16 protein-coding genes are annotated in these 20,073 nt (G+C 69.4%); 5 read left to right on the top strand and 11 right to left on the bottom strand.

Features of this window, described 5'->3' with window-relative positions; genetic code table 11:
* Positions 1–21 precede the first annotated feature (21 nt).
* From OG408_RS25830 to OG408_RS25795, 8 genes are all read right to left on the bottom strand, one after another.
* On the bottom strand, positions 22–840 hold the full coding sequence (locus OG408_RS25830) for an APH(3'') family aminoglycoside O-phosphotransferase (protein WP_326672205.1): 819 nt from the start codon (positions 838–840) through the stop codon (positions 22–24).
* Between the two features lie 96 nt (positions 841–936).
* The gene (locus OG408_RS25825; RefSeq protein WP_266782394.1) at positions 937–2,079 is read right to left on the bottom strand and encodes an ABC transporter ATP-binding protein; all 1,143 of its coding nucleotides are present in this window, start codon (positions 2,077–2,079) and stop codon (positions 937–939) included.
* Positions 2,072–3,130, bottom strand: coding sequence for an ABC transporter ATP-binding protein (locus tag OG408_RS25820; protein WP_266782392.1), 1,059 nt, complete (start codon positions 3,128–3,130; stop codon positions 2,072–2,074). Before OG408_RS25820 ends, OG408_RS25825 begins: the two co-directional genes overlap by 8 nt.
* Before the next feature lie 11 nt (positions 3,131–3,141).
* Positions 3,142–4,092 (bottom strand): ABC transporter permease, encoded by a 951-nt coding sequence (locus tag OG408_RS25815; protein ID WP_266782390.1) that lies wholly within the window; start codon positions 4,090–4,092, stop codon positions 3,142–3,144.
* Complete coding sequence (locus OG408_RS25810; protein WP_266786411.1) at positions 4,085–5,017, bottom strand: ABC transporter permease; 933 nt, start codon at positions 5,015–5,017, stop codon at positions 4,085–4,087. The genes OG408_RS25815 and OG408_RS25810 overlap by 8 nt, the downstream gene beginning before the upstream one ends.
* A gap of 169 nt (positions 5,018–5,186) precedes the next feature.
* Positions 5,187–6,827, bottom strand: coding sequence for a peptide ABC transporter substrate-binding protein (locus tag OG408_RS25805; protein ID WP_266782388.1), 1,641 nt, complete (start codon positions 6,825–6,827; stop codon positions 5,187–5,189).
* Positions 6,828–7,302: 475 nt separating this feature from the next.
* Entirely contained in the window at positions 7,303–9,177 is a 1,875-nt protein-coding gene (typA, locus tag OG408_RS25800; protein ID WP_266782386.1) for a translational GTPase TypA, read from the bottom strand.
* A gap of 498 nt (positions 9,178–9,675) precedes the next feature.
* Positions 9,676–12,051 (bottom strand): ABC transporter family substrate-binding protein, encoded by a 2,376-nt coding sequence (locus OG408_RS25795; RefSeq protein ID WP_266782384.1) that lies wholly within the window; start codon positions 12,049–12,051, stop codon positions 9,676–9,678.
* Between the two features lie 339 nt (positions 12,052–12,390).
* On the opposite strand from OG408_RS25795, the gene OG408_RS25790 reads away from it, so the two are divergent.
* From OG408_RS25790 to OG408_RS25775, 4 genes are all read left to right on the top strand, one after another.
* A complete protein-coding gene (locus OG408_RS25790; protein WP_266782382.1) occupies positions 12,391–12,639 on the top strand; it encodes a hypothetical protein in 249 nt (82 codons plus the stop codon).
* Positions 12,640–12,789: 150 nt separating this feature from the next.
* Positions 12,790–13,572, top strand: coding sequence for a hypothetical protein (locus OG408_RS25785; protein ID WP_266786409.1), 783 nt, complete (start codon positions 12,790–12,792; stop codon positions 13,570–13,572).
* Complete coding sequence (locus tag OG408_RS25780) at positions 13,573–15,483, top strand: fumarate reductase/succinate dehydrogenase flavoprotein subunit (protein ID WP_285571743.1); 1,911 nt, start codon at positions 13,573–13,575, stop codon at positions 15,481–15,483. It begins immediately after the preceding gene.
* Positions 15,480–16,259, top strand: coding sequence for a succinate dehydrogenase/fumarate reductase iron-sulfur subunit (locus tag OG408_RS25775; RefSeq protein WP_266782378.1), 780 nt, complete (start codon positions 15,480–15,482; stop codon positions 16,257–16,259). Before OG408_RS25780 ends, OG408_RS25775 begins: the two co-directional genes overlap by 4 nt.
* 84 nt (positions 16,260–16,343) lie before the next feature.
* Here OG408_RS25775 and OG408_RS25770 read toward each other — a convergent pair whose 3' ends face one another.
* From OG408_RS25770 to OG408_RS25760, 3 genes are read right to left on the bottom strand one after another with little or no spacing between them, the layout of a single operon-like run.
* The gene (locus OG408_RS25770) at positions 16,344–16,895 is read right to left on the bottom strand and encodes an isochorismatase family protein (RefSeq protein ID WP_266782376.1); all 552 of its coding nucleotides are present in this window, start codon (positions 16,893–16,895) and stop codon (positions 16,344–16,346) included.
* A gap of 35 nt (positions 16,896–16,930) precedes the next feature.
* On the bottom strand, positions 16,931–18,370 hold the full coding sequence (locus OG408_RS25765) for an MFS transporter (protein WP_326672198.1): 1,440 nt from the start codon (positions 18,368–18,370) through the stop codon (positions 16,931–16,933).
* The gene (locus OG408_RS25760) at positions 18,367–18,822 is read right to left on the bottom strand and encodes a MarR family winged helix-turn-helix transcriptional regulator (protein WP_266782372.1); all 456 of its coding nucleotides are present in this window, start codon (positions 18,820–18,822) and stop codon (positions 18,367–18,369) included. The genes OG408_RS25765 and OG408_RS25760 overlap by 4 nt, the downstream gene beginning before the upstream one ends.
* Before the next feature lie 172 nt (positions 18,823–18,994).
* Between OG408_RS25760 and OG408_RS25755 the strand changes: the two genes are divergently transcribed.
* Positions 18,995–20,050, top strand: a complete 1,056-nt coding sequence (locus OG408_RS25755; protein ID WP_326672196.1) for a LacI family DNA-binding transcriptional regulator — start codon at positions 18,995–18,997, stop codon at positions 20,048–20,050.
* Positions 20,051–20,073: the final 23 nt, after the last annotated feature.

The raw sequence follows: 20,073 nt of genomic DNA, 5'->3' as shown, positions 1-20,073 counted from the left end.
CATCGGGTCGGGGACAGCCGGTCAGCCCCAGGTGAGCGGGTCGAGGTGGAGGTAGAAGCGCAGGCGGTCGTCGTCGAGGGTGATGCCGTATCTCTCGGCGAGGGCCGTGTCCGCGGCCCGCGCCTGCTCCTCGTCCGGCCAGGTCTCTCGCGCGTTGGCCAGCAGCAGTGCCAAGTCGGCGTAGCGGTCGGCCAGTCCCAGGCGGCCCAGGTCGATGAAGCCCGTCACGTCCAGGGTCTGCGGATCGAGGACGATGTTGGGCAGACACAGGTCGCCGTGGCAGACGACCGTGTCGGCCGCTTCCTCCTCCCGTCGCCGCGCGACCTGCGGGGCAAGGCGGTCCAGCAGCTCCGACGCGGGCGTCCCCTGCTGGTCGGCGGGCAGGAACCCGGGGTTGACTGCGTCACGGGCCACGACGTCCTCCGCCTCGGCGACCATGGCGTCCAGGCCCCGGTGGAACGGGCACGCGGACGCGGGCGTCGCGTGCAGTCGGCGGACCGCGTCCGCGATGTGGGCCCAGGCGGCCCGCAGGTCCCCGGCAGGCACCTGATCGGCAGATACGCCGGGGACGGCACTCGTCACCAGGCAGGCGCCGTCAGCACCGGACCGCCAGTCGAGCGCACGGGGACCGGGTACCCCCTGGCCGCTCAGCCAGGCGATCCTGTCGCGCTCGGCTCTCAGGGCGGCCGCGTCCGCGCCGGGCACGCACTTGGCGTACCGGGTGGCGTCCGCGCTGCGGAAGACCGCCGCTCCCGACTCTCCTCCGGTGACCGGCACCCAGCCGCCGTCCACGCCGAGGGCCGTGGGAGAGGGGATCTGCGTACCGTGGCGATCGCTCATGACGGCCGACTCTAGCCAGCCGCAAAAAGGCGGACCCCCGGGAGGCCCGCAAGGGCTCCCGGGGGTCCGAGGTGCAGCGGCCGGACCGCAGACGCGTCAGGCCGCGCCCACCACGTCCTTCTCCTCGGCGAAGTGGCACGCCGACTCGTGCGCGGCCGGTGTCGTCGAGGTCTTGAAGCGCTCGGGGATCGCCAGCAGCGGCATCTCCTCGGCGCACTTGGCCTCGGCCTTCCAGCAGCGGGTGCGGAAGCGGCAGCCCGACGGCGGGTTGGCCGGGGACGGGACGTCGCCGGTCAGGATGATCCGCTCGCGGCCCTCACGGGCCTCCGGGTCCGGAACCGGGACCGCCGACAGCAGCGCCTGGGTGTAGGGGTGCGTCGGGTGGTCGTAGATCTGCGTGTCCGTACCGATCTCGGCCATCTTGCCGAGGTACATGACGCCGACCCGGTCCGAGATGTGCCGGACGATCGACAGGTCGTGCGCGATGAAGAGGTAGGAGAGGTTGAACTCGTCCTGGAGCTTCCCCATCAGGTTGATGACCTGGGCCTGCACCGACACGTCGAGCGCGGAGACCGGCTCGTCGCAGATGATGATCTCCGGGTTGAGCGCGAGGCCGCGGGCGATGCCGATGCGCTGGCGCTGGCCGCCGGAGAACTGGTGCGGGTACCGGTTGATGTACTCCGGGTTGAGACCCACGACGTCGAGGAGCTCCTGCACCTTGCGGCGCCGGTCGCCCTTCGGGGCCACCTCGGGGTGGATGTCGTAGGGCTCGCCGATGATGTCGCCGACCGTCATGCGCGGGTTGAGCGACGTGTACGGGTCCTGGAACACCATCTGGATGTTGCGGCGCACGGCCTTCAGCGCGCGGCCGGACAGCTTGGTGATGTCCTGGCCCTTGTAGAAGACCTCGCCGGCGGTGGCCCGCTCCAGCGTCATCAGGAGCTTGGCGACGGTGGACTTGCCACAGCCGGACTCGCCCACGATGCCGAGGGTCTCGCCCGCGTAGAGATCGAACGAGATCCCGTCCACGGCCTTGACCGCGCCGACCTGCTTCTTGAACAGGATGCCCTGGGTCAGCGGGAAGTGCTTGACCAGGTTGCGGACCTGGAGGATCGGCTCGCCCTGCGACACCGGTGCGTCGATGGCGGCTACGGCCTCCGCCTCGGTTGCCGCGTCGACCGTCTCCACCTCGGAGACGTTCGGGGTGGCGTCCACGGGCTCCTTCTTGATGTCAGCCATGGATCGTCTCCTTCCAGAAGTGACAGGCGCTGCCGCGGCCGGCCAGCTCGGTGCCGTCCTGCTCGGTCACCGGCGAGATCGCCGGGACGTCCGTACGGCAGATGTCCTGCGCCATGGTGCAGCGCGGGTTGAAGGCACAACCCGTCGGCACGTGGAGCAGGTTGGGCGGCAGGCCCTTGATCGCGAAGAGCTCCTGGCCCTTCTGGTCGAGGCGCGGGATCGACTCCAGCAGACCCTTGGTGTACGGGTGCGCCGGGCGCTTGTAGATCTCGTGCACCGGAGCGGTCTCGACGATCCGGCCCGCGTACATGACCGCGATCTTGTCGGCGACGTCCGCGACGACACCGAGGTCGTGCGTGATCAGGATCAGGCCCATGTGGTACTCGCGCTGGAGCTCCGCGAGCAGGTCCATGACCTGGGCCTGGACGGTCACGTCGAGCGCGGTGGTCGGCTCGTCCGCGATGATCAGGTCCGGCTCCAGGGCCAGCGCCATGGCGATCATGATGCGCTGGCGCATACCGCCGGAGAACTGGTGCGGGTAGTCCGCGACCCGGGCCGCGGCGGCCGGGATCTTGACCTGGTCCATCAGCTCGATGGCCCTGGCGCGGGCTTCCTTCTTGGACAGGCCCTGGTGGACCCGGAACATCTCGCCGAGCTGGTAGCCGACGGTGAGGACCGGGTTCAGCGAGGAGAGCGCGTCCTGGAAGATCATCGCGATCTTCTGGCCGCGGATCTTCCGGCGCTCCTCGTAGGACATCTTGAGCATGTCCTGGCCGCGGAACAGGATCTCGCCCTGCGGGATCCTGCCCGGCGGCATGTCGAGGATGCCCATGATGGCCTGCGCCGTCACGGACTTGCCGGAGCCGGACTCACCGAGAACGGCGAGGGTCTCCCCGGCGTTCACGCTGTAGTTGACACCGTTGACCGCCTTGGCCACACCGTCGCGGGTGTGGAACTCCACGTGCAGGTCACGGACATCGAGCAGGGGGCCGACATAGTCGTCACCCGAGCGTGCGGACGGGATTTCGGCGGTCTTGTTGATGGTGGCCACGTTCGCCCTCCTTATCGCGACTTCGGATCGAGGGCGTTACGGACGGCTTCGCCGAGCATGATGAACGCCAGAACGGTGATGCTGAGCATGATCGACGGGTACAGCAGGATGTGCTGTGCGACGCGGATCTGGGCGGCGCCACCGGAGATGTCCATGCCCCACGAGATCGTCGGGTCGGCGAGACCCAGACCCAGGTAGGACAGGGTCGCCTCGGCGGAGATGTAGACACCGAGCGAGATGGTGGCGACCACGATCACCGGGGCCATGGCGTTGGGCAGGATGTGCCGGAAGAGGATCCGGTTGGTACCCGCGCCCAGCGCTCTGGCCGCCTGCACGTAGTCCGACTGCTTGATCACGATCACCGCACCGCGCATCACTCGCGCGATCTGCGTCCAGCCGAGGAACGCCAGGGCGAAGATGACCACCCAGACCTTCCGCTCGGTGAACGCCTGGAGGACGACCATGGCACCCAGCAGGAACGGGATGCCGAGGAAGACGTTGGTGAAGAAACCGGAGAGCAGGGCGTCGACCCAGCCGCCGAAGTAGCCGGCGAGCATGCCGATCAGGCCGCCGAACAGCGTCACCAGGAGGGTGACGCAGACGCCGACGGTGATCGATGCGCGGGTGCCGTAGATGACACGCGCGTAGACGCTGTGGCCCTGGCCGTCGTAACCGAGCCAGCCCTCGGAGCCGATCTTGCTCAGCTCCGGCTTGCCCAGGTAGTGGTGCACCAGGTCGGCGGAGGTGGGCGAGGCACTCGTGAACAGGCTGGGGAATACGGCCATCACCAGCAGGATCACGATCAGTACCGACGAGATGATGAAGTACCAGTTGGTACGCAGGTCCCGCCAGGCGTCGCCCCAGAGGCTGCGGGCCTTGTCCGCCTTCACCGTCGCCGACGGGTCCGCGATGGGCGTCTTGGCGTCCTCGGGCGCGGGGACTGTCTTGGTCGCGTCAGGCATAACGGATCCTCGGGTCCAGGACCGCGTACAGCAGGTCGACGATGAGGCTCATGAAGAGGTAGACGAGCACCAGGATCGTGACGAGGCCGACGAGGGTCGTGCCTTCGCGCTTCTGGATGGACTCGTAGATCGTGCCGCCGATGCCCTTGACGTTGAAGAGGCCCTCGGTGACGACCGCGCCGCCCATCAGGGCACCGAGGTCGGTGCCGAGGAAGGTGATGACGGGGATCAGCGAGTTGCGCATCAGGTGCACACCGATGATGCGTCGCTTGGGAAGACCCTTGGCGATGGCGGTGCGCATGTAGTCCGAGCGAAGGTTCTCGGCCATCGTGGTGCGGGTGAGCCTCGCTACGTACGCGAGTGAGAGCGACCCCAGCACGATGGCGGGCGCCAGCAGTTCGCTCCACTTCGCATCGCCGGAGACGTTCGGATCGATCCAGCCGAGCTGGAAGGCGAACACCGTCTTGATGATGAAGCCGAGGACGAACACCGGGATCGAGATGATCAGCAGGGTGAAGACCAGGACCACGTTGTCGGTGAGCCGGCCGGCTCGCAGACCGGCGGCGATGCCGAGCCCGATGCCGACGACGATCTCGATGACGAACGCCATGCCGGCAAGCCGGAGGGTGACGGGGAACGCGTCGCCGAGGACGTCCGTGACGGGACGTCCGCTGGCTATCTGATCACCGAAATCGAAATGCAGGACGATGCCTGTCATGTAATTCCAGTACTGCTGCAGAATCGGCTGATCGAGCCCGTGCTCGTGGCGAAGTCTCGCCAGCGTCGCGGGGTCGACACCCTTGTCCCCGAAGAGCCCGCGCACGGGGTCGCCGGGCAGCGTGTAGACCATCAGGAAGATCAGCAGGGTTGTCCCGAGGAAGACCGGGATCATCTGGAGCAGTCGTCGTGCGACATAGCGCCCCATCATGCCTCCATGTAATAGGCAAGCAGCAGCCGACGGGCCCTCCCCCGCTCCGACTCCCCCTGTGGGGTCGTCGGTTGCGGTGAAGGGCCCCCCGGCCACGGCGTGCGGACAGGCTCGGACCGTCTTTCGATGCCGGTCCCGCGCCTGCGCGCGGACTACGTAGGTGTGGTTACTTCTTGACTTCGACCTGCGTCAGGATCGGGTCGCCGTCCTGCGCGTAGTCCACGTTCTGGACCTTCTCCGAGTAACCGGCGTTGACCTTGTAGTACCAGAGCGGGATGGAGGGCATGTAGTTCACCAGCTCCTTCTCGATCTTCTGGTACGCCGCGACCGACTCGTCGAGCGAAGCCGCGGAGTCGGCCTTCTTGATCTCCGCGTCCAGCGCCTTGTTGGAGAAGTCACCCTGGTTACCGGCGGCACCGGTACGGAACAGGTCCGAGATGAAGTTCGCGTTCACCGGGTAGTCGAGCACCCAGCCGGAACGGTAGAGGGACTTGACCTCCTTGGCGTCACGCGCGTTCGTGTCGGCCTGGAAGTCGGCCTTCGAGTCGGTGACGCACTTGACGCCGGTCGACTGCGTGATGCTGTTGCAGACCGCCTCGACCCATTCCTTGTGGCCGCCGTCGGCGTTGAACTGGATCGAGATCTTGTTGCCCGGAACGCCGCCACCCTCCTTGATGAGGGCCTTGGCCTTGGCCGGGTCGTACTTGGTGACGTCGCCCGTGGCGTCCTTCTGGAAGCCGAGGACGCCCTGCGCCACCCAGCCGGTCGCCGGCTCACGCGTGCCCTGGAGCACGGTCTTCGTGATGGTGGCGCGGTCGATGCCCATGGACAGACCCTGGATGACCTTGGGGTCGATGCCCTTGAACTGCTTGGTGTAGAACGCGACGGCGATCGTCTGGATGGCCGAGTACGGCTTGTCCACGGCGCGGTCACCGAGGTCGGACCGGTAGACCGGGAGGTCCTTCGGGCCGATCTGGCGCAGCACGTCGACGTTGCCGGACTTCAGGTCCTCGTAGGCGGTCTCCAGGGTGGTGTAGTTCTTGAAGACCACACCGCCGTTCTTCGCCTTGTCGAGACCCTTGTAGTCGTCGTTGCGGACGACCTTGATCTGCTTCTTGTGGTCCCAGCTGACGAACTTGTACGCGCCGTTGCCGACCGGCTTCTCGCCGGCCGCCTTCGGGTCGGCGTAGAAGGACTCGGGCAGCGGGGAGAAGACCGTGTAGCCGAGCTTGTACGAGAAGTACGGGAGCGGGGCGTTGAGCTCGATGGTGAACGTGTAGTCGTCCACCTTCTTCAGACCGGACATGACGTCCGACTTCGGCTTGGCCTTGGCGTCCTCGGGGTGGACGTCGGAGAAGCCCTTGATGTCGCCGAACCAGGACGCGTTGGTCTGGTTGTTCTTGATGTTGGCGGCCCAGTTCCAGGCCTTGATGTAGGACTCCGCCGTGACGGGCGTGCCGTCGTGGAACTTCCAGTCCTTCTTGAGCTTGACCGTCCAGAGCTTGCTGTCCTTGGTGTCGACAGACTCCGCGTTGATCATCTCAAGCTTGCCGGCCGGGTCATAGTCCACCAGCTGCGAGAAGATCGCGTCGGTGACGATGCTGCCGTTCGATTCCATCGTGTTGGCCGGCTGCAGCGGGTTCTGCGGCTCACCGACCTCGACGGAGAAGATGCCGTCAGCATTGACAGCACCCTTGGCGCTGTCCTTGCCCTTGTCGGCGTCACTGTCGCCGCCGCCACAGGCAGTCGCAGCCAGGGCGATGATGGCCGCTCCCGCGACCCACTTGGCGCTCTTGGCACCACGCATGGGTTTCCTCCTCATGAGTCCACTTTTGACTACAAGAAGGGCACTGGGTCGATACACCGACACCCCTGACGGTGATCGTTTCAGTGCCCTTAGTGTGCTCGTGAGTCGGCACTCCCCACAGTGCGTGACCCATTGACCCGAGCTCAATGGAGCCAACTATTAAGTACGACTGGGCTGTAAACCACACTTAAAGGGTCTCGGTTTGACAACATCCGTCACTCGTGTGGACCGAAATCCGGACAAACTAATCCCAGACAGACACCCCCGAAACGGACTGTTAACACATGTTTCGGAGAGCGACGCCCGATAATCGGACATCCCTGTCTCATATTCCGGACGGTGCGAGCGGAAAACGGGTTGACCAAAGGCCGGAGCCCCCACAGTGTCTGTGAGGGCCCCGGCCTTCTGCAATGCCTGCTGCTGACGGATCGTCGGCCGAAAACGGCCTACCGCGCGACCGGCGGAATGTGCAGCGTCAGTTGTTCTTGGCGCGCGACGCGGTGCGGCCGCGCTGCTTCTGGTCCAGGACGACCTTGCGGATACGGACCGTCTCCGGGGTCACCTCGATGCACTCGTCGTCGCGGCAGAACTCCAGCGACTGCTCCAGCGAGAGCTTGCGGGCGGGCACCACGTTCTCCGTGGTGTCCGCGGAAGCCGCACGCATGTTGGTGAGCTTCTTCTCCTTGGTGATGTTCACGTCCATGTCGTCGGAGCGCGAGTTCTCACCGATGATCATGCCCTCGTAGACCTCCGTGGTGGCCTCCGTGAAGATGACACCCCGCTCCTGGAGGTTGACCATCGCGAACGGCGTCACGACGCCCGCGCGGTCCGCGACCAGCGAGCCGTTGTGACGGGTGCGCAGATCGCCGAACCACGGCTCGTGGCCCTCGAACAGGGAGTGCGCGATGCCCGTACCGCGGGTCTGGGTCAGGAACTCCGTACGGAAGCCGATGAGGCCGCGGGAGGGCACGATCCACTCCATGCGGACCCAGCCCGAACCGTGGTTCGTCATCGTCTCCATGCGGCCCTTACGGGTCGCCATGAGCTGCGTGATGGCGCCGAGGTGCTCCTCCGGCGAGTCGATCGTCATGCGCTCGATGGGCTCGTACGTCTTGCCCTCGACCTGCTTGGTGACGACCTGCGGCTTGCCGACGGTCAGCTCGAAGCCCTCGCGGCGCATGGTCTCGATCAGGATGGCGAGCGCGAGCTCACCACGGCCCTGAACCTCCCAGGCGTCGGGACGCTCGGTGTCCAGCACGCGCAGCGAGACGTTACCGACCAGCTCGCGGTCCAGACGGTCCTTGATCTGACGGGCCGTGACCTTGTGGCCCTTGCCGCCCTTGCCGACCAGCGGCGAGGTGTTCGCACCGATGGTCATCGAGATGGCGGGCTCGTCGACCGTGATCAGCGGCAGCGCGATCGGGTTCTCGGGGTCGGCCAGGGTCTCGCCGATCATGATGTCCGGGATACCGGCGATCGCGCAGATGTCGCCCGGGCCGGCCTTCTCGGCGGGCTTGCGGGTGAGCGCCTCGGTCATCAGGAGCTCGGTGATGCGCACGTTGGACATCGTGCCGTCGCGCTTGATCCACGCGACGGTCTGGCCCTTGCGCAGCTCACCCTGCTCGACACGGCAGAGCGCGATACGGCCGAGGAAGTTGTCGGCGTCCAGGTTGGTGACGTGGGCCTGGAGGGGCGCCTCGTCGTCGTACTCCGGGGCCGGGACCGCGGAGAGGATCGTGCTGAAGAACGGCTCCAGGCTGTCGCTGTCCGGCGGGACGGTGCCGTCCTCCGGCTTGGTCAGCGAGGCGACGCCGTCACGGGCGCAGGCGTAGACGATCGGGAACTCGATCTGGTCCTCGTCGGCGTCCAGGTCCAGGAAGAGGTCGTACGTCTCGTCGATGACCTCGGCGATCCGGGAGTCCGGACGGTCCGTCTTGTTGATGCAGAGGATGACCGGCAGCTTGGCCGTCAGCGCCTTGCGGAGCACGAAGCGGGTCTGCGGGAGCGGGCCCTCCGACGCGTCGACCAGCAGGACGACCGCGTCCACCATCGACAGGCCTCGCTCGACCTCACCACCGAAGTCGGCGTGGCCGGGGGTGTCGATGATGTTGATGGTGATGACGTCTCCGCCATCCTTGGGGTGGTACTTGACGGCCGTGTTCTTGGCCAGGATCGTGATGCCCTTCTCACGCTCCAGGTCGTTCGAGTCCATCATGCGTTCGTCGAGGTTCTCGGCGGCGTGTGCGGCGAACGCACCGGCCTGCCTGAGCATGGCGTCGACCAGCGTGGTCTTGCCGTGGTCGACGTGGGCGACGATGGCTACGTTACGGATGTCGTGGCGCGTGGGCATGGGTGGCTTGCGCTTCTCTCGGATCGGGGATTCAGGCGTCTTAGTCGGTCTTGAGTCCTCGTACGCCCGCCGGGCGGACGCGCCACGGCTACAGCCCATGGTACGGGGCGGGCGCCACTGCGGCTTCCCGGGCAAGTCTTACCGGCCACGGGACGGGCGCCACGCCTCGTCCGGTGTGCATCGACGGTCCCGCGTCCGCTTCAGGTTTCCGCCCCCGTGATCAGTTCTTCCGGTGGAATTCACCGGTGTCGTGGCCACGGTCCCCCGGGCGGACGGGACGGACGCGGGTCGTGTGCAACGCCGGAGGTGGGGCTCCGGTGCTGCGGCTCCGAGGGGGATCGGAGCGGACCTCCGCGGCGCGACCGCCGGGGTTGGGGCCCCGGGATCGGGTGGCGGGTCGGTCACCCGGGTCAGCAGGTGGGCACAGCCTTGCCCGCCGACAGGTCGGCGGGCAAGGGAATTGAGCCAGTTCTGAGCTTTCGGTCCTGCGCTGACCTGCTACTTCTTCGTGCTGGCAGGGGCGCCGGCGGACTGCGCCTTCTTGAAACCGATGTCCTGGTAGTGCGGAACCCCGAAGCCGAAGGCGCCGACGTTCACGAGCTTCTTGTCCGCCGCGACCAGCTGCGGGCGCTGGTAGAGGGGAATCGATCCTGCAGCGGCCCAGATCCGGGCGTCCGCCTGCTTCATCAGGTCCTTGGCCGTGCCCTCGTCGAGCTCCGAGACCGCCTGGTCGAAGAGCTGGTCGATGTGGTCCGTGCCGACCCGGCTGTAGTTCTGCTCGACGAGCAGCGAGCCGTCGGTGGCGGGCACCGGCTTGGCGAAGATCGGGCGGTCGTCCGTGGCCGGGTAGGCCGTGGCGGGCCAGGAGTACAGCGCCAGGTCGTAGTCGCCGGAAGCGACGTGGTCCTGGAAGTAGCTGTCGTCGGAGACCTTGGTGATCTCGGTACGGATCCCGATCGTGTCGAGCATGGCCGCGATCTTGTCGCCGACGCTGCGCAGGGACTCGGAGCCCGGTCCCGACGGCAGGACGAAGCGCAGGGTCAGCGGCTTGCCGTCCTTGCCGAGCGGACCGCGGGCCGAGTCGGGGGCCTGGGCGGGGGCCGCGGTGCCGACCGGGGCGTAGGCGCCGGCGGCGCCGCCGGGCTGCCGGTCCTGGGCCGTGATCCGGGCCGGTGCGTCCTCGGAGGTGCCCGTCTCGCCCAGGTGTCCGGCCTGGCGCAGCAGGGCGGCGCTCTGGACGGCCGCGGCGGGGGCGGGGGCGATGACGTGGGTGGCGGCGCCCCCGGCCGCACCGGGCTTGTCGTCGTCGCCGACGATGTAGAGGCCGTCGTCCTTGGCGGGCTCGCGGCGGGCGGCGTCGTTGGTCTTGCCGTCGTCCTTCGCGCCGCCGGCGCTCTCCTCGGCCTTCTTCTCCGTCTTCTTCTCCTCGGCCTTTCCGGCGTCCTTCTGCTTCTCGCCCTCGCTGCCCGCCTTGGTGCCGTCCGTCTTCTTGGCGGCGCCCTCGCGCGTCCAGCCCGCGTCGGCCAGCAGCGCCTGGGCCTCCTTGGTGTCCTGGCTGCCGAGTGCCGCGCTGCCGTCCTTGTACGCGGGCTGCCCGGCGAGGGCCACGTGGCTGCCGAGCGGTTCCGCGGGCAGGCCGAGCGGCTTGAGCACGGTGTCGACGAGTTCCTGGCGGTCCAGGGCGCGGGCGACCGCGCGCCGCACCCGGTCGTCGGCGAGCGGTCCGCTCTCGCCGTTCAGCGCGAGCTGGGTGTAGGCGGGCTCCAGGGACTTGCGGACGGCGTAGCCGCGCAGGTCGCTCTGCTCGGCGGCGTACGCCTTGGCCGCCTCGGCCTTGTCGTCCCTGGCCTTCTGCGCCTCCTCGGCCACGTCCTCGTCGGAGCCGTGGGCCAGGGCCCAGGAGCGCAGGGCGGCGGCCGGGGTGAGGTCGGAGCCGGGGCCGTGGGCGGGGGGTGCGCCGTTGGCTCCGCCGGCGCCGGTGTCCCGGGCGGCCTGGACGATGCGGTGGGCGGCCGCCGCGTCGATGTCGGCGACGTCGACCTTCCCCTCGGTCAGCGCCTCGGTGCGGTCCTGCGGCTCGACCGTCCTGAAGACCAGCGAGTCGAGCTTGGCCGGACTGCCCCACCAGCGCGGGTTGCGGGTCAGCGTGACCGAGCCCGACTCCTTGTCGACGGTGCGCAGCCGGAACGGTCCCGCCGTGGCCTTGATCGTGGCGCGGGCGCCGTCGTTGAAGGCGTCCGGGGAGCCGGTCACCTGCTTCGGGTAGAGCGGGGAGAAGAGGGAGCGCCAGTCCGCGTACGGCTTGGCGAAGGTGACCTTGACCTCCAGGTCGTCGGCGCCGCGCTCGATCTTCTCGATGCGCTCGTAGCCGGCGTTGCGGGCCGTCCAGAACGCGGAGTCCTTGCCGCTCAGGGCGCGCCACTGGGCGACGAAGTCGGGGGCCCCGATCTCCCGGCCGTCGCTCCAGACCGCCTGCTGGTTCAGCCGGTAGAGCACGACCTGCCGGGGCTCGGTGTCGACCACCTTCGCGGACTCCAGGTAGTCCGGGTTGAGCTGCGGCCGGCCCTTGGCGTCCAGCGGGAAGAGCGTCGGCAGCAGGGCGCCGGTGATCCGGGTGGTGGCGCTGTCGGCGTCCGCCTGGAAGGCGTTGAGGGTGGCGGGCATCGCGTCGATCGCCCAGTTGACCGTGCCGCCGTCGGCGACCTGGGCGCGGGCGGCCGGTGCGATGTCCTGCGGGACGACCGCGGCGGCGGTGGCCTCGTCGTTGCCCGAGCTGCAGCCGGCCAGGGCGGGGAGGGCGAGCACCCCGGTGGTGAGGAGTGCGAGCGAGCGGCGCTTTCGGGATGTCCCGCGCGGGACGCCGACGTGGGACATGGCTGATACCTCCGGGGACGGCCCGGCCCACCCTTACCCGAATGGACCGGATTATGCGTGTTTGGTGGCATTTGCAGTTGATCACACTGGTTCCGCCCGTCCACTGAAAGCGCCCACGCACGGGAGACCGCGCATGCACGGCGCTGACACGCCGAACCTCACCCGCGTGGCGGAGTGCCTGAACCGGCCGGAACGGCCGGAAATCGATGCCCCGGGGGTCACGTACCACCCGCATCCGCAAGACAGGGCGGCCCGCTCCCTTCCCAACGGGGATGTGACGCGCGACACTCGCATGCGCATGAGCATGGCCACCCGCGACTGCGGAAGTGAGATCAAGTCATGTCACTGCAAGACGAATTGACGGCAGTTCAGCACTGTCTCGACGACCTGGTCCGCACGGTCGGACGGCTGGAGCGGAGCCTTGCGCAGCTGCGCGAGGCGGGCACCGCACCCGACGCCCTCGGCCCGGCCGGCCACGCCGCACCCGTCGACGGCGTCATCACGATCACCGAGGCGCCGTACGACGCCACCCTGTGGACGGACTCGGACGACGAGGGTCTGGGCGTCCCCGGCAGGCACGCCCCCTAGCGGCGCGTGTCTGACACCTCCTAGGAGAGCTCCTTGGCCACCGGTACGGAAACAGGAACGGAACCAGGCAAGGACCCGGGCAGCGCCCCGGGCACGGCTGCGGGCGCGGAGCCCCGCCCGCCGGACGGACCGGCCGCCCGCACGGCGGGCGTGAACCACCCCACCCGGGCCGCCATCGCCGCCCGCCATCTGCGGACCGACCGCTGGTGGCTGGCGCCCGCCGTGACGGCGGGCGGACTGCTCGCCTTCATCGTCTACTCGACGTGGCGGGCCTTCTCGAACGCGGACTACTACGCGGCCCCGTACGTCTCGCCGTTCTACTCGCCCTGTCTGGCGGACAACTGCGCCCCGATGCGGCACGGCCCGAACTGGGATCTCTTCGGCAGCTGGTGGGGCCTGTCCCCCGCCCTGCTGATCCTGATCTTCCCGCTCGGCTTCCGGCTGACCTGCTACTACTACCGCAAGGCCTACTACCGGGGCTTCTGGGCCTCGCCCCCGGCCTGCGCGGTCGCCGAGCCGCACCAGAAGTACAGCGGCGAGACCCGCTTCCCGCTGATCATGCAGAACATCCACCGGTACGCCTTCTACGCCGCCGTACCGGTCGCCGGCATCCTCACGTACGACACCGTGCTGACCTTCCGCGACGAGCACTACGCCTGGGGCCACATGGGCCTCGGTTCGCTGATCTTCCTGGTCAACATCGTCCTGATCTGGGCGTACACCCTGTCCTGCCACTCCTGCCGGCACATCATCGGCGGCCGGCTGCGGCACTTCTCCAAGCACCCCGTGCGCTACCGGCTGTGGGGCTGGGTCGGGCGGCTCAACACCCGTCACATGCTGCTCGCCTGGGCCTCGCTGATCAGCGTGGCGGCGTGCGACTTCTACGTGTACCTGGTCGCCTCCGGCGCCTTCGACGATCCGAGGTTTTTCTGAATGACTGAGCTCGAACGACAGCAGTGGGACGTCGTCGTGGTCGGTGCCGGAGGCGCCGGTCTGCGCGCCGCGATCGAGGCGCGGGAGCGCGGCGCCCGTACCGCGGTCATCTGCAAATCGCTCTTCGGCAAGGCGCACACGGTCATGGCGGAGGGCGGGATCGCCGCCTCCATGGGCAATGTGAACTCCGGGGACAACTGGCAGGTGCACTTCCGCGACACCATGCGCGGCGGGAAGTTCCTCAACCAGTGGCGGATGGCGGAGCTGCACGCCAAGGAGGCCCCCGACCGGGTCTGGGAGCTGGAGACCTGGGGCGCGCTCTTCGACCGCACCCCCGAGGGCAAGATCTCCCAGCGCAACTTCGGCGGCCACGAGTACCCGCGCCTGGCGCACGTCGGGGACCGCACCGGCCTCGAACTGATCCGCACCCTCCAGCAGAAGATCGTCTCGCTCCAGCAGGAGGACGAGCGCGAGTTCGGAGACCACGAGGCGCGGCTCAAGGTCTTCCAGGAGTGCACGGTCACCCGCGTCCTCAAGGACGGCGACCGCGTCTCCGGGACCTTCTGCTACGAGCGCGAGAGCGGCCGCTTCTTCGTGCTGGAGGCCCCCGCGGTCGTCCTCGCCACCGGCGGCATCGGCAAGTCCTTCAAGGTGACGTCGAACTCCTGGGAGTACACCGGCGACGGCCACGCGCTGGCCCTGCTGGCGGGCGCCCCCCTGCTGAACATGGAGTTCGTGCAGTTCCACCCGACCGGCATGGTCTGGCCGCCCTCGGTCAAGGGCATCCTCGTCACCGAGTCGGTGCGCGGCGACGGCGGGGTGCTGCGCAACTCCGAGGGCAAGCGGTTCATGTTCGACTACGTCCCCGACGTGTTCAAGGAGAAGTACGCGCAGTCGGAGGAGGAGGGCGACCGCTGGTACGAGGACCCGGACCACAACCGCCGCCCGCCCGAGCTGCTGCCGCGCGACGAGGTCGCCCGCGCCATCAACTCCGAGGTGAAGGCCGGGCGCGGATCGCCGCACGGCGGGGTGTTCCTGGACGTGTCGACCCGGATGGACGCGGAGCGGATCCGGCGCCGGCTGCCGTCGATGTACCACCAGTTCAAGGAGCTGGCGGACGTCGACATCACCGCCGAGGCGATGGAGGTCGGCCCGACCTGCCACTACGTGATGGGCGGCATAGCCGTCGACTCCGACACCGCCGCCGCCCTCGACGTACCCGGGCTCTTCGCTGCGGGCGAGGTGGCCGGCGGCATGCACGGCTCCAACCGGCTCGGCGGGAACTCCCTGTCCGACCTGCTGGTCTTCGGCCGGCGGGCGGGGCTGCACGCCGCCGGGTACGCCGGTTCCGTCGCCACCCCGCCGGTGGTCGACGAGGCGCAGATCGACGCGGCCGCCGCGGAGGCGCTGCGTCCGTTCAGCGCGGAGGAGCTCGCCGAGGGTGCGCCGACGGAGAATCCGTACACCCTGCACCAGGAACTCCAGCAGACGATGAACGACCTGGTCGGCATCATCCGGCGCGCCCCCGAGATGGAACGGGCCCTGGAGAAACTGGCCGGGCTGCGCGAACGGGCCGGGCGTGCCGGGGTCGAGGGGCACCGGCAGTTCAACCCCGGCTGGCATCTCTCCCTGGACCTGCGGAACATGCTGCTGGTCAGCGAGTGCATCGCGCGGGCGGCCCTGGAGCGCACCGAGAGCCGCGGCGGCCACACCCGCGAGGACTGCCCGGACATGGAGCGCTCCTGGCGTCCGGTCAACCTGCTGTGCCGGCCGGTGGACGAACCGGGTGCCGCGAGCGGCCGGATCGACCTCGTACGCAAGGCCACCGACCCCATCCGTCCGGATCTGCTCTCCCTCTTCGAGAAGGAGGAGCTGGTCAAGTACCTCGCCGATGAGGAGCTCTACGAGTGAGCAGCTACGACGCACGGTTCAGGGTGTGGCGCGGGGACACCGACGGCGGCGGTCTGGAGGACTTCGAGGTCGAGGTCAACGACGGCGAGGTCGTCCTCGACATCATCCACCGCATCCAGGCCACCCAGGCGGGTGATCTGGCGGTGCGGTGGAACTGCAAGGCGGGCAAGTGCGGTTCGTGCAGCGCGGAGATCAACGGACGGCCGCGGCTGATGTGCATGACCCGGATGTCGGTGTTCGGCCGCGAGGAGACCATCACGGTCACCCCGCTGCGGGCCTTCCCCGTGGTGCGCGATCTGGTGACGGACGTGTCCTTCAACTACACCAAGGCGCGGGAGGTGCCCGCGTTCGTGCCGCCCAAGGGGGTCGCGGCGGGCGAGTACCGGATGCAGCAGGTCGATGTGGAACGCTCGCAGGAGTTCCGCAAGTGCATCGAGTGCTTCCTGTGCCAGGACACCTGCCATGTGGTGCGCGACCACGAGGAGAACAAGGCGGCCTTCGCCGGGCCGCGGTTCCTGATGCGGGTCGCCGAGCTGGACATGCATCCGCTGGACGCCGCCGCCGAGTCCGGTCTCGACCGCAAGGCGACGGCCCAGGAGGAGCACGGGCTCGGCCTCTGCAACATCACGAAGTGCTGTACGGAGGTCTGCCCCGAGCACATCAAGATCACCGACAATGCGCTGATCCCGCTGAAGGAGCGGGCCGTGGACCGGAAGTACGACCCGCTGGTGTGGCTGGGGAACAAGATCCGGCGGCGCGATCCCGATCCCTCCTGACGCCCGTGGGAGGACGCCGGGTCCCGGGCCGCCCTGACAGTGCGGCCCGGGACCCGGCGAGAGGGAACCCGGCAGGGCGGGCCGTCAGCCCAGCAGCTTGACGATCTCGTCGGTGGTGCCGGTCTCGCCGAGGCGCGGGAAGATCCGCCCGACGCTGTTGTCGTGGGCCTCGGCGCCCATGTCGGTCACCGCGTCCGTGGCGACGGTGACGTGGTAGCCGTGCTCGTGCGCCGAGCGGGCGGTGGACTCGACGCCGATGCTGGTCGCGATGCCCGCGACCACGACCTGGGTGATGCCGCGGCGGCGCAGCTGGAGGTCCAGGTCGGTGCCATAGAAGGCGCCCCACTGCTGCTTGGTGACGACGATGTCGCCCTCCTGCGGGCCGAGCTCGGGGACGATCTCGGCCCAGTCGGCGGCCGGCTGACCGGAGCGGGCGGGGCCCTCCGTACGGCCGGGGGCGCCGCCGGTGACGCGGACCAGGACGACGGGCAGGCCCTTGGCCCGGAAGGCGTCGGCGAGCGTCGCGGCGTGCGCGATGACGTCGGCTGCGGGGTGGGCGGTGGGGAGGCCGACGATGCCCTTCTGGAGGTCGACGACGACCAGCGCGGTCTTCGGGTCGAGAGTGGTGACGCTCATGGTGTGGCTCCTTGCCTGGTGGTGCTCGGGGGGATTCAGGTGCGCCCGCGCAGGGCGCGGTCGGTGACGGTGAGGACGATGAGCAGGACGCCCAGTACGGCGGCGACACCGGCCATCAGGTGCAGTCCGCGGTCGCCGGCCGACTGGCCGTAGGCGAGCGCGATGAGGCTGGACGCGGTGATGGCCCCGATGTACTGGGCGGTGCGCTGGAGGCCCGCAGCGGAGCCGATGGACTCGGGCGGGGCGTGGGCCTGGACGGCCGCCTGGTTGCTCGTGCCGATCAGGCCCTGCGGGATGCCGAAGCAGGCCCCGGCCAGCAGCAGGACGGCGACCGGGGTGTCGCCGGACAGGAGGAACAGCAGCCCGGACCCGGCGGTGAGCAGCACGCAGGCCAGGGTGAGCGGACCGCGGATGCCCTTGGTGCGGGCACCGAGCAGCGAACAGACCAGCGCGGCGAGGGACATCGGCAGCATCAGCAGCCCGGTGTGTCCGGACGAGTAGCCACGGGCCTCCTCCAGCCACTGCGTGTATCCGTACATCACGCAGTAGATCAGCAGGTAACTGACTCCGTGCCGCAGGTACGTGCGCGACAGCGCGGCGTTTCCCGCCAGCATCCGCAGGTCGATGAACGGCTCGGGGCTGCGCAGCTGCCACCGCACCAGGGCGCCCGTCAGCAGGGCGAAGGGTGCGAGCAGCCACCACATCGGGTGGGCCAGGTCGAGCAGGAAGAAGACGAGGACCGTCAGGGCGGTGGCGAAGAGGCCGATGCCGAGCGGGTCCAGGCCGATCCGTGGCGTACTGCCGTCGGCGGCCCGCCTGCGCGGCGGGTCGGCGGGGATCCAGAGCAGCGCGGCCCCGAGTGCGACCAGGGCGACGGGCACGTTGACCGCGAAGATGCCGCGCCATCCGACGGCCATGACCAGCAGCCCGCCGAGGGTGGGCCCGACGGCCGCGCTGCCGAGCGCGGCGAAGGAGAGCCGGGCCAGGACGGGGCGCGGGGTGATCCGGCCGACCCGGGCGGACTCGTCGCGCAGCACCGCCATGGCCGCCGGGTAGGCGGCCGACGTACCGATGCCGAGCAGCAGCCGCGACACGATCAGCTGCCCGAAGCTCTGCGCGAGGGTCCCGACGAGACCGGAGGCGATGACGACGGCCAGCCCGGCGAGGAAGACCCGGCGGGGGCCGAGGACGTCGGCCAGCTTGCCGAGGACGGGCTGGGCGACGGCGCTGGCGAGGTAGAGGACCGAGATCAGCCAGGCGGTGTCGGCGGCGCCGATGCCGAAGTGGTGTCCGATGGCCACCAGCGCGGTGGAGATCATCGTGGTGTTGAGCGGGTTGAGCAGCGAGCCGAGCAGCAGCGGCGCGGTGAGCCGGTTACTGAAACCGGGGACGGGCACGTCCGGGGCGGGTGCGGGTGCTTCGGGGGCGGGTGCCTCTTCGGCTGTCGCCCCGGGTATCGCGTCGCCGGCGGTCATGAACCGACCAGGCGCTCGATGAGGGCGGCGGCCTCGGCGACCGTGCGCCGCTCCGCGCCGTCCAGCTCGGCGGCGACGGCCTCGGCCAGCCAGTTGCGCTTGGCCGCCCGGACCTCCGCGAGCGTGGTGCGGCCGGTGTCCGTGATCGACATGACCGACTTCCGGCCGTCGGCCGGGTCCGGCGTGCGCCGGACGAGGCCCTGCTCCTCCAGCGCACCCAGGGTCAGCCGCATGGACTGGGGGCGCACGAACTCCGCGCGGGCCAGATCGGCGGTGGTGGCCGGCTCCCCGTCGTCGAGCCGGGCCAGCACGGAGCGCTGGGTCGGCGTGAGCAGGCTCTCCGACGACGAGGAGCGCAGCCGGCGCAGCAGCCTGCCGACCACGGAGGCGAGGTGGTTCGCCACCTCCTCGGCGGTCGGGTCGGCGGGCACGGCTGCGGGCGGTCGGGTCATGGGACCAACGTAAAAGATGCACAGGGCATCTTGCAAGGCAGCCTGTCGAACATGCGGATGCCCTTGCCCAGCGCACGGCCCGCGATCTAGGGTGAATGCGCTTTCAAAACGTGTTTGCCGACATCTCTGTCGCTGCACGTCGGTACGGAAGAAGAAGCGGACGGTCGGTCGAGTGAGCGCCCCAACGGTGTACGACGTAGCGGAGCGGTCGGGCGTCTCCATCGCCACGGTGTCGCGGGTGTACCGCACCCCGGAGTCGGTACGGGCCCAGACCCGCGAGCGGGTGCTCGACGCTGCCCGGGAGCTCGGTTACGTACCGAGCGGCAACGCCCGCGGACTGGCGAGCCGCACCACAGGCGTGCTCGGTCTCTGCTTCCCGGACTACGCCGACCCGGACGCCGAGGCCGATGCCGAGGCGGACAGCGACGCCGACGACGCGGTGATGCTCTACTCCGACCAGATCATCCGCGGCATGGAGCGCGCGGCCCGCCGGCACGGGTACGCGCTGCTGATCGCCGCGTCCCTGGAGGGCGGCCCGGAGAGCCTGGTCGCGAAGGTCGCGGGCCGGGTCGACGGCTTCGCGGTCCTGGCCCAGACGGTGCCGACCGAGGACCTGGAGGTGATATCGCGCCGGCTGCCGGTGGTGATGCTCGCCGGGCCCCGCGAGATCGACCACCTGGATCACATCGTCGTCGCCAACGCCGACGGCGAACGCGAGCTGACCCGCCACCTCATCGAGGACCACGGCCTGCGCCGGCTCGCGTTCGTCGCGGGAGACACCGATTCACCGGACGCGGAGGCGCGGTTCCGCGGCTTCCGGGAGGCCTGCCGGGACGCCGGTCTCCCGGTGCCGGACGAGCCGGCGTTCCGGACGACGATGATGAAGCAGGCCGAGGGCGCGGTGGCCGCCGAGACGCTGCTGGACCGGGACGGGGAGCGCCCGGAGGCGATGCTCTTCGCCAACGACCAGATGGCCGTGGGCGCCCTGCGCGCACTGGCCCGGCGCGGGGTGCGGGTGCCGCAGGACATCGCGGTGACCGGTTTCGACGGGATCCCGCTCAGCCGGATCGTCCAGCCGCCGCTGACGACGGTGCGCCAGCCGATCCGCCAGCTGGGCGAGCAGGCGGTCGAGCTGCTGGTCCAGCGGCTGAGCGACACCGGCCGCGAACCGGTGTCGCTCACCCTCCCGGTCTCCCCGATCCGCCGGGCCAGCTGCGGCTGCGGCTGACGCCGCCGCGGGGCCTCCCCGGG

The sequence above is a fragment of the Streptomyces sp. NBC_01257 genome, assembly GCF_035917255.1.
Taxonomy (GTDB): Bacteria; Actinomycetota; Actinomycetes; order Streptomycetales; family Streptomycetaceae; genus Streptomyces.
Note: the sequence above shows the minus strand (reverse complement) of the source record. Positions and strands in the feature narration are given on the sequence as shown.

Bases quoted from the DNA above. Each gene is read 5' to 3' on its own strand.
- OG408_RS25795 (WP_266782384.1), bottom strand. From the start codon at position 12,051: ATGTCCCACGTCGGCGTCCCGCGCGGGACATCCCGAAAGCGCCGCTCG.
- OG408_RS25830 (WP_326672205.1), bottom strand. From the start codon at position 840: ATGAGCGATCGCCACGGTACGCAGATCCCCTCTCCCACGGCCCTCGGC.
- OG408_RS25790 (WP_266782382.1), top strand. From the start codon at position 12,391: ATGTCACTGCAAGACGAATTGACGGCAGTTCAGCACTGTCTCGACGAC.
- OG408_RS25810 (WP_266786411.1), bottom strand. From the start codon at position 5,017: ATGGGGCGCTATGTCGCACGACGACTGCTCCAGATGATCCCGGTCTTC.
- OG408_RS25805 (WP_266782388.1), bottom strand. From the start codon at position 6,827: ATGCGTGGTGCCAAGAGCGCCAAGTGGGTCGCGGGAGCGGCCATCATC.
- OG408_RS25780 (WP_285571743.1), top strand. From the start codon at position 13,573: ATGACTGAGCTCGAACGACAGCAGTGGGACGTCGTCGTGGTCGGTGCC.
- OG408_RS25770 (WP_266782376.1), bottom strand. From the start codon at position 16,895: ATGAGCGTCACCACTCTCGACCCGAAGACCGCGCTGGTCGTCGTCGAC.
- OG408_RS25815 (WP_266782390.1), bottom strand. From the start codon at position 4,092: ATGCCTGACGCGACCAAGACAGTCCCCGCGCCCGAGGACGCCAAGACG.
- typA (WP_266782386.1), bottom strand. From the start codon at position 9,177: ATGCCCACGCGCCACGACATCCGTAACGTAGCCATCGTCGCCCACGTC.
- OG408_RS25825 (WP_266782394.1), bottom strand. From the start codon at position 2,079: ATGGCTGACATCAAGAAGGAGCCCGTGGACGCCACCCCGAACGTCTCC.
- OG408_RS25760 (WP_266782372.1), bottom strand. From the start codon at position 18,822: ATGACCCGACCGCCCGCAGCCGTGCCCGCCGACCCGACCGCCGAGGAG.
- OG408_RS25765 (WP_326672198.1), bottom strand. From the start codon at position 18,370: ATGACCGCCGGCGACGCGATACCCGGGGCGACAGCCGAAGAGGCACCC.